11 protein-coding genes and 3 tRNA genes are annotated in these 13,188 nt (G+C 73.2%); 8 read left to right on the forward strand and 6 right to left on the reverse strand.

The features are described from left to right. The coding region (locus ACWDS7_RS15355; RefSeq protein WP_451929797.1) for an ATP-binding cassette domain-containing protein at positions 1–670 on the forward strand (670 nt) is incomplete at its 5' end. Here ACWDS7_RS15355 and ACWDS7_RS15360 read toward each other — a convergent pair. From ACWDS7_RS15360 to dusB, 3 genes are all read right to left on the reverse strand, one after another. Next, on the reverse strand, positions 661–1,629 hold the full coding sequence (locus ACWDS7_RS15360) for a TAXI family TRAP transporter solute-binding subunit (RefSeq protein WP_451929798.1): 969 nt from the start codon (positions 1,627–1,629) through the stop codon (positions 661–663). The two genes, ACWDS7_RS15355 and ACWDS7_RS15360, sit on opposite strands and share 10 nt — an antisense overlap. After that, positions 1,626–3,548, reverse strand: coding sequence for a TRAP transporter permease (locus tag ACWDS7_RS15365; protein ID WP_451929799.1), 1,923 nt, complete (start codon positions 3,546–3,548; stop codon positions 1,626–1,628). Before ACWDS7_RS15365 ends, ACWDS7_RS15360 begins: the two co-directional genes overlap by 4 nt. Before the next feature lie 115 nt (positions 3,549–3,663). After that, entirely contained in the window at positions 3,664–4,785 is a 1,122-nt protein-coding gene (dusB, locus tag ACWDS7_RS15370) for a tRNA dihydrouridine synthase DusB (RefSeq protein WP_306868514.1), read from the reverse strand. A 93-nt stretch (positions 4,786–4,878) separates the two neighbouring features. Here dusB and ACWDS7_RS15375 point away from each other — a divergent pair, with 93 nt between their 5' ends. From ACWDS7_RS15375 to ACWDS7_RS15400, 6 genes are all read left to right on the forward strand, one after another. Further along, complete coding sequence (locus ACWDS7_RS15375) at positions 4,879–5,529, forward strand: amino acid-binding protein (protein WP_451929800.1); 651 nt, start codon at positions 4,879–4,881, stop codon at positions 5,527–5,529. A gap of 76 nt (positions 5,530–5,605) precedes the next feature. Beyond that, positions 5,606–5,677, forward strand: a tRNA-Gly gene (locus tag ACWDS7_RS15380). Positions 5,678–5,704: 27 nt separating this feature from the next. Further along, positions 5,705–5,775 (forward strand) — tRNA-Cys (locus ACWDS7_RS15385). A 13-nt stretch (positions 5,776–5,788) separates the two neighbouring features. Then, positions 5,789–5,863, forward strand: a tRNA-Val gene (locus ACWDS7_RS15390). Positions 5,864–6,242: 379 nt separating this feature from the next. Then, positions 6,243–6,920 (forward strand): pyridoxamine 5'-phosphate oxidase family protein, encoded by a 678-nt coding sequence (locus ACWDS7_RS15395; protein WP_306868629.1) that lies wholly within the window; start codon positions 6,243–6,245, stop codon positions 6,918–6,920. Positions 6,921–6,936: 16 nt separating this feature from the next. Continuing rightward, positions 6,937–7,188, forward strand: a complete 252-nt coding sequence (locus ACWDS7_RS15400) for a hypothetical protein (protein WP_451929801.1) — start codon at positions 6,937–6,939, stop codon at positions 7,186–7,188. A gap of 103 nt (positions 7,189–7,291) precedes the next feature. Here the strand turns inward: ACWDS7_RS15400 and ACWDS7_RS15405 are convergent, their stop codons facing one another. Further along, positions 7,292–7,957 carry a response regulator gene (locus ACWDS7_RS15405; RefSeq protein ID WP_451929802.1) on the reverse strand — a complete coding sequence of 222 codons (666 nt, stop codon included), beginning with the start codon at positions 7,955–7,957 and terminating at the stop codon, positions 7,292–7,294. After that, entirely contained in the window at positions 7,954–9,159 is a 1,206-nt protein-coding gene (locus ACWDS7_RS15410; protein WP_451929803.1) for a sensor histidine kinase, read from the reverse strand. Before ACWDS7_RS15410 ends, ACWDS7_RS15405 begins: the two co-directional genes overlap by 4 nt. Before the next feature lie 174 nt (positions 9,160–9,333). Between ACWDS7_RS15410 and ACWDS7_RS15415 the strand changes: the two genes are divergently transcribed. Further along, entirely contained in the window at positions 9,334–12,420 is a 3,087-nt protein-coding gene (locus tag ACWDS7_RS15415) for an efflux RND transporter permease subunit (RefSeq protein WP_451929804.1), read from the forward strand. Here ACWDS7_RS15415 and ACWDS7_RS15420 read toward each other — a convergent pair. Beyond that, positions 12,408–13,181, reverse strand: a complete 774-nt coding sequence (locus ACWDS7_RS15420; RefSeq protein ID WP_451929805.1) for a CGNR zinc finger domain-containing protein — start codon at positions 13,179–13,181, stop codon at positions 12,408–12,410. The two genes, ACWDS7_RS15415 and ACWDS7_RS15420, sit on opposite strands and share 13 nt — an antisense overlap. Between the last annotated feature and the right edge of the window lie 7 nt (positions 13,182–13,188).

Raw genomic sequence — 13,188 nt, forward strand, 5'->3', positions numbered from 1 at the left:
CCGCAGGCTGTTCGCCAAGGCCGGCGGCGTCAGCCCGGCCCTGTTCAGCTTCAACTCCAAGGGCGCCTGCCCGCAGTGCCAGGGGCTGGGGATCATCTACACCGACCTGGCGTTCATGGACGCCGTCACCTCGACGTGCGAGGTCTGCCAGGGGCGGCGGTTCCGGGAGGAGGTGCTCCGGCACACCCTGCGCGGCAGGTCGATCTCCGACGTGCTGGAGATGACGGCGGGCGAGGCGGCGGAGTTCTTCACCGAGCCGAAGCCCGCCCGCGTCCTGCGGGCGGTCAACGAGGTGGGGCTGGGCTACCTCAAACTCGGCCAGCCCCTCAGCAGCCTGTCCGGCGGCGAGTGCCAGCGGATCAAGCTCGCCGGCGAGCTCCACAAGACCGGCAGCGTCTACGTGATGGACGAGCCGACCACCGGGCTGCACATGGCCGACGTCAGGCACCTGCTCACCATCATGGACAGCCTGGTGGACGCCGGTAACACGGTCATCGCCATCGAGCACAACCTCGACGTCGTCAAGCACGCCGACTGGATCGTCGACCTCGGCCCCGACGGCGGGGACCAGGGCGGCACCGTCGTGTTCGAGGGCACGCCCCGGCAGCTCCTGGAGGCGGCCGGCTCCTTCACCGCCGAGTATCTCCGCCGCGACCTGGGTCAGCCGTAGTATTTCCGGGCGCCGTCGTGGAGCGGGACCGGGTCGGTCTTCGGGGCGTTCTCGCGGGTGATGCCCCTGGCCGCGGGGTGGACCTTCTCCAGGTCCGCCTTGCGGTCGAAGATCAGCTTCGCGAGGTCGCCCGCGAGGGCGGGATCCATCTTCTCGTTCACCACCAGCAGGTTGGGCACCGCGATCGTGGGGACGTCGGCGGGGGTGGCGTAGACGTCCTTGGCGATCGTGCCCTCGGTGTAGACCTGGCCGTGCTCCCTCCGGACCTGGGCCAGCACCCCGTCCAGCGGGACGAAGGCGACCCCGCCCCGCAGCGAGGTCACCAGGTCGGTGATGCCCGGGGTGGGCAGCCCCCCGGACCAGACGAGGGCGTCGAGGTTGCCGTCCTTGATGCCCTGCACGCTCTCGGGCAGGCCCAGCGCCTGGCGGCTGACGTCCTTGTCCGGGTCGAGCCCGGCCGCCTTCAGCAGGCGCAGCGCGATGACCTCGGTGCCGGAGTTCGGCGACCCGGTGGAGACCCGCTTGCCCTTGAGGTCGGCGACGGACTTCACGCCCGACCCGGTGGTGGCCACCACCTGGGTGTAGTTGTCATACAGCCGGGCGACGGCGCGGATCGGCTGGGGCGCGGTGAAGGCGCCCTTGCCCGCGACGGCGTCGGCGGCGGAGTCGGCCAGGGCGAAGGCGAGGTCGGAGTCGCCCCTGACGACCCGCTGGATGTTCTCCACCGACGCGCCGGTCGCCTCGGCCGTCGCCTGGTAGCCGGGGATGTTCTTGCCGATCTGGTCGGCCAGGGCGCCGCCGAGGACGTAGTAGACGCCGGTGGTGTTGCCGGTGGCGATCGACAGCCGCTTGCCCGCGGAGCTCTGGCCCGCGCCCTGTCCGGCGGATCGGTCGCCGCCGCAGCCGGCGAGCAGCAGCGCCCCCGCCGCCAGCAGGACCGCCACGTGTCTGATGCTCATGATCGTGCCTCTCGTGTCCGCGTAACCAGATGCACCGCGATGGCCAGGGCCAGGACGCCCGCCCCGACGAGGACCGGGACGGGCGACAGGAACAGCAGCAGGACGGCGGCGGCGGCGCACAGCACCCGCTCGACCGCCCCCGCGGGAGCGAGCAGCCGGCCGCCGGTGGCGGCGGCGAGCGCCGCCACCGCGAGCGCCGAGACCGCCGTGGCCGCGAGGATCTCCCACACCGGCCCCTGGGCGAGCAGCGCGGAGCCGGCGGGGGTCAGCACCAGGGCGAAGGGCACCAGGAACGCCGGCAGCGTGTATTTCCAGGTGGCCATCATGGTCCGGTAGGCGTTGCCGCCGGTGATGGCCGAGGCCGCGAAGGCCGACAGCGCCGTGGGCGGGCTGACCTCCGACAGCACCGCGTAGTAGAAGATGAACATGTACGCCTCGGCCTGGCTGACTCCCAGGTCGGTCAGCGCGGGCCCGATGATGACCGCCGCGATGACGAACGAGGCCGTCACGGGCACGGCGAGGCCCAGCAGCAGCACCGCCAGCGCGCACAGCAGCGCGGTGACGGGCAGGATCCCGCCCGAGGCCCCGACGATCAGCGAGCTCGCCTTCAGTCCCAGGCCGGTGAGGGTGACGACGGCGACGATCATCCCGGCGGCGGCGCAGGTGGCCGCGACCGGCAGCACCCCCGTCGTCCCCGCGGCCAGCGCCCGCACCGCCCGGCGGGGGGTGAGCCGGTGGGCGGGGTCGAGGAAGGACAGCGCGAAGGCCAGCAGCGTGGCGTAGACCACCGCCCGGAACGGCGACTGGCCCAGCGCCATCAGGATGACGATCACGAACAGCGAGCTGAAGTGGTAGCCGGACCGCCTGAGCAGCGGCCAGAACCTCGGCGCGTCCACCTCGACCGACCGCGTGCCGTACTTGCGGGCGTCGATCTCGATGGCCAGGAAGATGCCCAGGTAGTACAGGACCGTGGGGATCAGGGCGTAGACCAGCACGGTGAGGTATCCGACCCGCAGGTATTCGGCGATGATGAACGCCGCCGCGCCCAGCGTGGGGGGCGACAGGATCGCGCCGATGCCCGCCGCCGCCAGCACTCCCCCGCCCTGCTCACGGGGGTAGCCGGCCCTGCGCAGGATCGGCCAGGCGACGCTGCCCACGCTCACCGTCGTCGCGACGCCCGATCCGCTGACCGTGCCGAGGAGGAACCCGGCGAGGGTGACCGTACGGCCGGGCGCCGAACGCGAGCGGCGGAAGGCGGCCAGGGAGACGTCCACGAAGAACTTCCCGGCGCCGGAGTGGTCGAGGACCGCCCCGTAGACGGTGAACAGGATGATGTAGGTGGCCGCCACGTCGAGCGGCACGCCGTACACGCCGTCGGTGCCCATCACGAACGAGACGACGATCCGGCTGATGTCGTAGCCGCGGTGCCCGACGACCCAGTCGAAGGGCAGGTAGCCGCCGTAGTAGGCGTAAGCGACGAACACCAGGCAGACCGCGGGCAGGATCCAGCCGACGGTGCGCCGGCACGCCTCCAGCACCAGCAGGGAGATGACCACGCCGGCGGCCACGTCGAGGGCCGTCGGGTCGAACGCCCGCCGGATGAAGTCGTCGAAGACGGCCAGCGGGTAGAGGCACACCACGAGCGACAGCCCGGCCAGCGCCCAGTCGGCGGCGCCCGGACGGTCGCCGCCCCGCCGTCCCGGTCTGTAGCAGACGAAGATCAGCGGCAGCACGACCGCCAGGAAGGTCATCCGGTACGGGAGCACGGGACCGGGGCGGAAGGCCCAGTAGAGCACGTAGAGGGAGAGCCCGAGGGCGACCAGGGTGACGGCCGCCGCCACCCGGCCCGACAGCCGCCGGGCGGGCCGCTCGGCGTCGAACTCCGCGATCAGATCATCGGGTGATGTGGTCTCCGTCAAACGCCGTCTCCACGTGTGAGCCGCCGGTCTCTGACGGGAAGTTACCCAGGAGGCTGACATCGTCCCGTCAGAAGGGGATCACATTCTGATCGCGATTGCGCGAGCCCGCCCCCCCTCAGCCGCCTGAGGTGTCGAGCTCGGCCTCGGCGCCGGGGACGGCGAGGTCGTAGGGGTCGTCCAGCCAGCCGGCGGGCAGGTGGACCCGGTCGCGCGGATGGGTCTTGCCGCGGGGCGCGTCGACGCCGTCGGGCCAGGGCTGGGCGGGATCGAGCTCGGCGAGCCCCTCCCGCAGGGAGGCCAGGTCGGCGGAGGTGGCCAGGCGGCGGCGGAGGTCGGCCCCGACGGTGAAGCCCTTGAGATACCAGCCGACGTGCTTGCGGAAGTCGGCCACGGCGTGCGGCTCGCTGCCGAAGCACTCCGTCAGCAGCGTGGCGTGCCGGTCCATGGTCGCGGCGACCTCCCCCAGCAACGGCCGGGCGCGCTCCGGGCTCCCCTCGCACGCGGCCGCCAGGTCCCTGAACAGCCAGGGGCGCCCGAGGCAGCCCCGGCCCACGACGACGCCGTCGCATCCGGTCTCGTCCATCATCCGCAGCGCGTCGGCGGCGCTCCAGATGTCGCCGTTGCCGAGCACCGGGATCTCCGTCACCGCCTCCTTGAGGCGGGCGATGGCCTCCCAGTCGGCGGTGCCGCCGTAGTGCTGGACGGCCGTGCGGCCGTGCAGGGCGACCGCGGAGACGCCCTCCTCCACCGCGATCCGCCCCGCGTCGAGGTAGGTCAGGTGGTCGTCGTCGATGCCCTTGCGCATCTTCATGGTCACCGGCAGCGTCCCGGCGTTGCGCACCGCCTCGCGCAGGATGGCCCGGAGCAGGTTGCGCTTGTACGGCAGGGCGGAACCGCCGCCGCGCCGGGTCACCTTGGGCACCGGGCAGCCGAAGTTGAGGTCGACGTGGTCGGCCAGGTCCTCCTCGGCGATCATGCGGACGGCCCTGCCGACGGTCACCGGGTCGACCCCGTAGAGCTGGATGCTGCGGGGCTGCTCCGCCGGGTCGAACCGGATCATCTTCAGCGTCTTGGCGTTGCGCTCCACCAGCGCCCGCGTCGTGATCATCTCGCAGACGAACAGGCCGCCGCCCTGCTCGCGGCAGAGGGTCCGGAAGGGCGCGTTGGTGATCCCGGCCATGGGGGCGAGGACGACGGGCGGCCAGACCTCGAGCGATCCGAGTTTCAACGACTCCACCTGGTTGTTTCTACCGTACGGGGCGCGGCGGGACGAATCACCGCTGGGTAGGGTTGTCCTTGGCGTAGCCAGACGTGACACCGGAGGCCACGGATGCTTCTGCGACTGCGGATCGCCCTGCCCGACCAGCCGGGTTCCCTGGGCAGGATCACCCATGTCCTCGGCGCCGCCGGAGCCGACATCACCCAGCTCGTCGTGCTGGAGCGCGGCGAGGGCCGGGCGGTCGACGACATCACCGTCTACTGGCCCGACTCCGCTCCCCGGAAGCCGCTCGTCGAGAGCCTGCTGGACATCCCGGGGGTGAGCGTCGAGGGCGTGTGGGGCACGCGGGAGGCGCCGGGCACCTATCCGGAGCTGGAGATCCTCAAATACATCACCACGGCGGGGGATCGCGCGCTGGCCACGCTGCTCGACTCCATGCCGGTGCTGTTCAGCGCCGACTGGGCGGCGGCCGGGACGGAGGAGGACCCGCGCGCGGTCGTCCACTCCAGCTGGCGCGCCCCGGCCGAGATCCCCTTCCCCGCCGACACCCCGGGCCGGCCGACGGCCGTCACCCTCGACTCCGGCCTCCACGTGATCTCCGCGCCCCTCCCCCCGCTGGCCCTGACGCTCCTGCTGGCCCGCGCCGACGGCCCCGCCTTCCACCGCATCGAGGTGCACCGCCTCACCCGGATCCTGGAGATCTTCCTCACCCTGCCCGCGGTGGAACGCGGGGTCGCCCGCCGCCTCCGCCTCCCCGGCTGACCGACGGTTACGCAACCACTCGGAAAACCCGCTAGAGTTCTCTCGTTGCCGCAGGGAGAACACCCGGCGAAAACACGCGGAAGTGGCTCAGTGGTAGAGCATCACCTTGCCAAGGTGAGGGTCGCGGGTTCGAATCCCGTCTTCCGCTCGGAAGGGCTTTCAGGGCTCTCACTCCGGTGGAGTGGCCGAGAGGCGAGGCAACGGCCTGCAAAGCCGTGTACACGGGTTCAAATCCCGTCTCCACCTCTGGTTTCAGCGAGGACGATTAGCTCAGCGGGAGAGCGCTTCCCTGACACGGAAGAGGTCACAGGTTCAATCCCTGTATCGTCCACCACCTGTATGGGCAGGTCAGGATCTCCTGACCTGCCCATACGCGTTCCCGGGGCCGATGCCGCGCCCCGGCGGGGCGGGGCGGCGCCTGCTGCGCGACCCCGACGGGCGTGTGGTCGAGCTCCAGGCCGGCGGCTGGGCCGCCGCGGTCCCGACGGCGGAGTGATCTGCCGGCCCTCGGGGTACGGAGGTGTGCAGGAGCGGGACCGGGCCCGCCGGCGGGACGTGCGCCCGCCCGGCCGGGCCCTGCGAGCGAGGGTCACGGCTCCAGCCGTCACAGGGCGTCCGGGGGGTGCCACCGCCGAGGCCGCCGCCGGGCGCCACGGGTGCCACGCCGGTCCTCCGCGGCGCCGTCGCCTCGGGTCCGCGAGCAGGGGGATTCCATGACCGAACACATCCCGGCCCCGGGTGACCTGGGCCGCCGGGTCGCGCATCGCCGTAAGTCCCTCGGCATGTCCCGGGAGCAGCTGGCCGAACGGGCCAGGATCGATCCCGGCTATCTCGGCTACCTGGAGGAGAACGCCGCCTCGCCCGGCACCAGCACCGTCAACCAGCTGGCCGCGGCCCTGGGCACCAGCAGCGAGGAGCTGCTCGGCGGCACCATGGACCTGCCTCCGGGGCGCGGCCCGGCGGGCGGGCGGCCCCGGCTGGAGAAGCTGGAGGCCGACGAGTGCATGCGGCTGATCTCCCCGGGCGGCGTGGGGCGGGTCGCCTTCAACACCCCCGCCGGGCCGGTGGTGATGCCGGTCAACTACGTGATCCACCACGGGGCCGTGCTGCTGCGCACGGCCTTCGGGGGCCCGCTGGACGAGGACCTGCGCACCGGCGTCGAAGGGGTCGAGTTCAAGATCGCGTTCGAGGTCGACCGCATCGACGACCCCAACCGGCAGGGCTGGAGCGTGCTCGTCCGGGGCCCGGCCCATCACATCTCCTCCGAGGAGGAGCAGGCGGCCGTGGTGGGCGCGGGCGTCGAGCCGTGGGCGGGCGGCGAGCGCAAGCTCTACATCCGCATCACCCCCACCGAGATCTCCGGCCGCCGCATCCACCACGTCTCCGCGTAGTCCGCACCGGGCCGCGGTGCCGGTGCGTGGCGTCGGCGTGGCCGGGACCGGCCGGGTGCTCCCCGAGGTGCAGAGCAGGTCACCGAGCGGGGACAGCCAGGTGGGGGGCGGGACGAGACCTCTGGGCGTCACCCGGGACATCACCGTGACGTGGCCCGGCACGCTCGCGCTGACCGTCCCGGTGGTGGAGGTCACCGCCTTCGACCACAGGTCCTTCAGCGAGCAGGACGACGCGCCTCCCATGCCCGCCTCGTCCCGGTCGTGCTGATCGTCAATTCGACATAGTTCATCAGAAGAGACCAAGGATCAGCGGGAAATGGGGGCCGCAGTGACTGGACCCCCGACTTGACCGCTGTGATCCCGGCCGCCGGCTACGTCCGCCCTCCCCCCGCCCCGGGGAGCCCGGCCTCGGAGGCCAGCAGCCCCGCCCGGGTGCGGTTGGGCAGGCCCAGCTTGACCAGCATGCGCGAGACGTAGCTCTTGATCGTGGCCTCCGACAGGTGGAGCCTGCGGGCGATCTCGGCGTTGGACAGGCCCTCGCCCAGGCAGCCGAGCACCTCCACCTCCCGGTCGGTGAGGTCCGCGATCCGGGCGAGCGCGCGCTCCCGGGCCGCGTCACGTCCGGCCGAGGCCGTGAGCAACCGCCGGGTGGCCGCCGGGGACAGCACGGTGTGCCCGTCGGCGGCCACCCGCACCAGCCCGATCAGGTCCTCCGGCGGGGTGTCCTTGAGCAGGAAACCGGCGGCGCCCAGGCTCATGGCCCGCAGCACGTAGCCGTCGCGGTCGAAGGTGGTCAGCACCACGACCTTCGGCGGCGCGGGGAAACGGGCGATGTGCTCGATCGCGGCCAGCCCGTCGACCCCGGGCATGTGCAGGTCCATCAGCACCACGTGCGGCCGGTGCCGCACGACGGCCTCCACGGCCTCGGCCCCGTCGTACGCCTCGCCGACCACCGTCAGGTCGTCGGCCACGGACAGGATGGTGCGCAGCTGGGCGCAGACCATGCGCTCGTCGTCGACGAGCAGCACCCGGATCACGGGGACACCCGGACCCCGTCGGCGGCCTCCGTGGAGCCCGGCGCGGCCCTCTCGCGGGCCGCTCCCCCGCCTGGGGCGACCGGCAGCGAGGCCCGCACCTCGAAGCCTCCCTCCTCGGACGGCCCCGCCCACAGCGAGCCGTGCACGAGCTGCACGCGCTGGCGCAGGCCGCTGAGCCCGGTGCCGCCCTCCCCGGCCACCATCGCGGCACCCCTGGCCCCTCCGGTGTCGCGCACGCAGACGTGGAGCAGACCGCCGGCGTAGCCCACCCGGACGGTCACCCGTGCCCCGGGCGCGTGCTTGTGCACGTTGGTCAGCGCCTCCTGGACCACCCGGTAGGCGGTGCGGCCCACGACGGGCGGGGCGGGGACCGGCTCGCCCTCGGTGGCGAGATCGACCTCGACCCCCGCCGCCCTGGACTCCTCGACCAGACCCGTCAGGTCCAGCACCACGGGCTCGGCGGTGCGCGCGGAGCCGAAGGTCTCCTCCGAGCGCAGCACGCCGACCAGCTCGCGCAGTTCCTCAAGGGCCTGGCGGCCGACCTGGCGCAGCTCCTCGGCCGCCTCGCGGACCACCTCGTCGCGGGCGATGGTGCGCAGCGCGCCGGCGCGCAGCACCATGAGGCTGACCCGGTGGGTGACGACGTCGTGCATCTCTCCGGCGAGCCGGGCCCGCTCCTCCGACCTGGCCTGCTCGGCCATCAGCCGCTGCTCGCGCTCGGCCCGCTCGGCCCGCTCGGCCAGCGCCTGCAGCAGCCGCCGCCGGGAGGCCAGCCACATGCCCAGCAGCGCCGGGGCGATCCCCACGAGCGAGATGGACGCGGTGTTCAGCAGGACCTCGGGGACCGGCCCGGAGATGTTCCAGGGCCGGGCGAACAGCCCCGACAGCAGCAGGACGGCGGCCCATTCACGCGGGCGCCCCCGGCCGTGGACGCCGACCGCGTAGATGGCGAACGGCACCGCCGACGGCGTGATGAAGGCGCACAGCACCATGCACAGCAGGACCGGGAGGACCGGCGCCCGCCGCCTGAGGATCAGGGCCAGCCCGGCGGCGAGCTGCGCGGCGGCCGCGGCCCACACGCTCCACGACAGCGACGCCTGCTGGGAGAGCGCCTGGTTGAGCGTCGCCGCGGCGCTCAGCCCGCCGACGGCGACGGCGAGGGCCGTGTCGGCCAGGACCGCGCGGGATGGCTTCCAGTTCACGCGGTCACGCTATCCACCGGCCCACGCCCGTGCCAGCGGCCGGCCGGCACCCGCAACCAAGGGGGTACGGCGCCGCAACTTTCGTCGATCCGGCCCGCAACCTTGTCCGCTACCGCGGGCCGGTACGGAGGCCGAACCCTGGACGGGACAACCATTCCCGAGGGGAGACCCCCGTTGAACGTTCTTACCCGGATAAGCCTTGCGAACCGGGCACTGGTGGCACTTCTCGCGATCGGGGTGCTCATATTCGGAGCGATCGCCACCGTCTCGCTGAAACAGGAGCTGCTCCCACCGTTCTCCATGCCCGTGGCGAGCGTGACCGCGGTCTATCCCGGGGCCGCGCCGCAGATCGTCGAGCGCAACGTCACCGAGAGGATCGAGGAGGCCGTAAGCGGAGGCGTCGGCCAGAAGAAGGTCACCTCCTTCTCCAGCGACGGCCTGGCGGGCGTCTCCATCGAGTACGACTACGGCACCGACCTGGACCAGGCGATCCAGGACCTGCAGCAGCGGATCGGCCGGATCCAGCCGCAGCTGCCGCCCCGCGTGGTCCCGCAGGTCGCGCCGGGGATCTCCACCGAGTTCCCGGTCATCCACCTGGCGGCCTCCGGCGATGACGAACGGCTGCTGGGCCGGCGGCTGAGGGAGCTGGTCCCCGGTGAGCTGAGCGGCATCGACGGGGTGAGCCGGGTGGTGGTCGGCGGCGAGCGGGCCCAGAGCGTGGAGGTCCGCCTCGACCAGGACGAGTTGAGAGAACGGGGCCTCACCGTCGACGCGGTCGCCGCCCTGCTCGGCTCCAGCGGGTCGGTCGTGCCGGCCGGCACCCTCACCTCCGGCGGCGAGTCGTTCGCCCTGCAGATCGGAGAGGGCTTCGACTCCCTCGCGGACGTGCGCGGCCTCTACCTGGCCCCGAAGGTGACGCTCGCCGACGTCGCCGACGTCCGCGTCGTCGAGGAGCGGCCCGAGACGGTGACCCGCACCGACGGCAGGGCCAGCCTGAGCGTGGCGGTCATGGCCAAGCCCACGGGCAACACGGTGGCGATCGCCGAGGAGGTGAGGAAGCGGCTGCCGGCGCTCACCCGGTCCCTGGGCGCCGCGACCTCGCTGACCGTCTCCTTCGACCAGTCGGAGTTCATCCAGGAGTCCATCGGCGGCCTGGCCACCGAGGGTCTGCTCGGGCTGGGCTTCGCCGCGCTGGTCATCCTGGTCTTCCTGCTCTCCTTCCGCTCCACCGTCGTCACGGTGATCTCGATCCCCCTGTCACTGGTGGCCGCGCTCATCGGCCTGTGGGTCAACGGCTTCACGCTCAACATCCTGACGCTCGGCGCGCTGACCATCGCCGTCGGCCGGGTCGTCGACGACTCCATCGTGGTCGTCGAGAACGTCAAACGCCATCTGGACCACGGCGAGGCCAAGCTGCACGCGGTCCGGACGGGCACCCGCGAGGTGGCCGGGGCGGTCACCGCCTCCACCCTGACCACGGTGGCGGTGTTCCTGCCGATCGCGTTCGCCGGCGGGATCACCGGGGCGCTGTTCTCCACCTTCGCGCTGACCGTCACCATCGCCCTGCTGGCGTCGCTGCTGGTGTCGCTGACGGTGATCCCCGTGCTCGCCTACTGGTTCCTCAGGGCGCCCAGGACCGCGGTGACCCGTGAGGCCGTGGAGGCCAAGGAGCGCGGCGGCCTGCTCCAGCGCGTCTACGTCCCGGTCATCGGGTTCGCCGTCCGGCGCCGGTGGGTGACGCTCCTGGCCTCCGCCGGGATCCTCGTGGTCACCGTGGGTATGGCGGGCCAGCTCAAGACCGACTTCCTCGGCAGCTCCGGGCAGAACACCTTCCAGATCCGCCAGGAGTCGGCCGCGGGGACGAGCCTGACCGCGGCCGACCAGGCGGCCCGCGAGGTGGAGAAGGCGCTCAAGGGGGTGCCCGGCCTGGCGTCCTACCAGGTCACCGTCGGCCCCGACCGCAGCGAGGAGGGCGCGGCGCGCAACGTCGCGACCTTCTCCGTCACCGCGCGGAAGGGCACGGACATGAAGGCCCTGCGGGAGGCCGTGCGCGCCCGGGTCGACAGGCTGGCCGCCGCCGGCCCCGGGATCGGCGAGGTGACCGTCCAGGAGGACCAGGGGGGCCTGACCGCCACCGACCTCGCGGTCACCGTGTCGGCGGCCGACGACGCGTCGCTGGCGCGCGCGGCGGAGCTGGTCGGCGACGCCGTACGGCAGACGCCCGGGACCTCCGAGGTCAAGGCCGGGCTCGCCGAGACGGCCAGGCAGATCGCCGTGCGGGTCGACCGCGGGGCCGCCGCCGCGCGCGGGCTCACCGAGGCCCGGATCGTCCAGGCGGTGGCCCGGGTCACCCAGGGCGAGCAGGTCGCCAAGGTCACCCTGGACGGCGCCGAGCGTGAGGTGTCCCTGCGGGTCGACGCCCCCGCGGGCGACCTGGCCGCGCTGCGGGACCTGCGCGTCCCCACCCCGCTGGGCCGGACCGTCAAGCTCGGCGACGTCGCCCGGGTCGAGACGGTGACGGCTCCCACCCGGCTGACCCGGATCGACGGGGAGCGCGCGACCACGGTCAGCGCCAAGTTCTCCGGCCAGGACCTCGGCGCGGCGAGCTCGGCGCTCAAGAGGCGCCTGGACGCGCTGCGGCTGCCCGCCGGCGCCACCGCCGAGATCGGTGGGGTCAGCGAGCAGCAGTCCAGCTCGTTCAACAGCCTGTTCGCGGCCCTCGCCGCGGCGGTCCTGATCGTCTACCTGATCATGGTGGCGACGTTCCGGAGCCTGGCGCACCCGCTCACGCTGCTGATCTCGATCCCGTTCGCGGCGACCGGCGCCCTCGGCCTGCTGGTGGCCACCGGGACCCCGCTGGGCCTGTCCAGCCTGATCGGCATGCTGATGCTGGTCGGCATCGTGGTGACCAACGCGATCGTGCTGCTCGACCTGGTCCGCCAGTATCGCGAGGGCGGCATGAACGCCCGTGAGGCGGTCGTGGAGGGCGGTCGGCACCGGGTCCGCCCGGTCGTCATGACCGCGGTCGCCACCGTCTGCGCGCTGACCCCGATGGCTCTGGGCCTGACCGGTGACGGCGGCTTCCTGTCCAAGCCCCTGGCCGTGGTCGTCATCGGCGGCCTGACCAGCTCGACGCTCCTGACCCTGATCCTGCTGCCCACCCTCTACACGATCGTGGAGGACGTCAAGGACCGCTTCCGGCGGCCCCGCCACCCCGCGCCCGCCCCGAGCCCCGAGCCGGAGCCCGCTCACGCGGGCTGATCATCGGCGGTCCCGTCACCGGGGGCGGCGCCCGTGCGCCGCGCCCGGTGCTCGGCCACCCGGGCGCGGGTGGCGCACCGGGGGGAGCAGAAGCGCCGGGGGCTGCCGGCGGAGGAGTCGGCGAAGGGGCGGTCGCAGCCGCCGGCGGCGCAGATCCCGCCGGGGACCCGCTGGTGGTCGGCGAGGAGCACGGCGAGCGCCATGGCCGAGGAGGTCAGGAACCATTCGGCCCAGGGGGCGTCGTCGTGGCTGTCGACGTGCAGGTGCCAGGTGCTGCGGCCGTGGTGGGTGGTCAGCCGGGGCGGCCGGGCCCCCTCGGCCAGCATCCGGTTGAGCAGCGCGGCGGCCTCGTCGACGCCGGCCGCCGCGAAGACCTCGCGGAGCCGGGCCGCCACCACCCGCATGGCGGCGACATCCTCGGCGGTGAGCCCGAGATCACCCGACGGGCCAGGACGGCCCCGCTCGGTGACGGGCGCGTCCGGACCGGGCCCGGGGGCGACGGGACCGTCCGGGCCAGGGGCGACAGGTCCGCCCGGGCCGGGAGCGACAGGACCGCCCGGGCCGGGAGCGACAGGTCCGTCCGGAACAGGCGCGGAGACGACAGGAGCGCCCGCGCCCGGACCGGGGGCTCCGGACCGCTCCGGTGCCCGCTCGCCATGGGCGCGCAGCACCGCGCTCACGCTCTCGACGGTCGGCGCGGCCAGCAGAACGGCGGTCAGGTCGGCCGCCCGGTCGGCCATATTCCTGCTGGAGTGACTCACAGCCATT

It is taken from the genome of Streptosporangium sp. NPDC003464 (assembly GCF_053588315.1).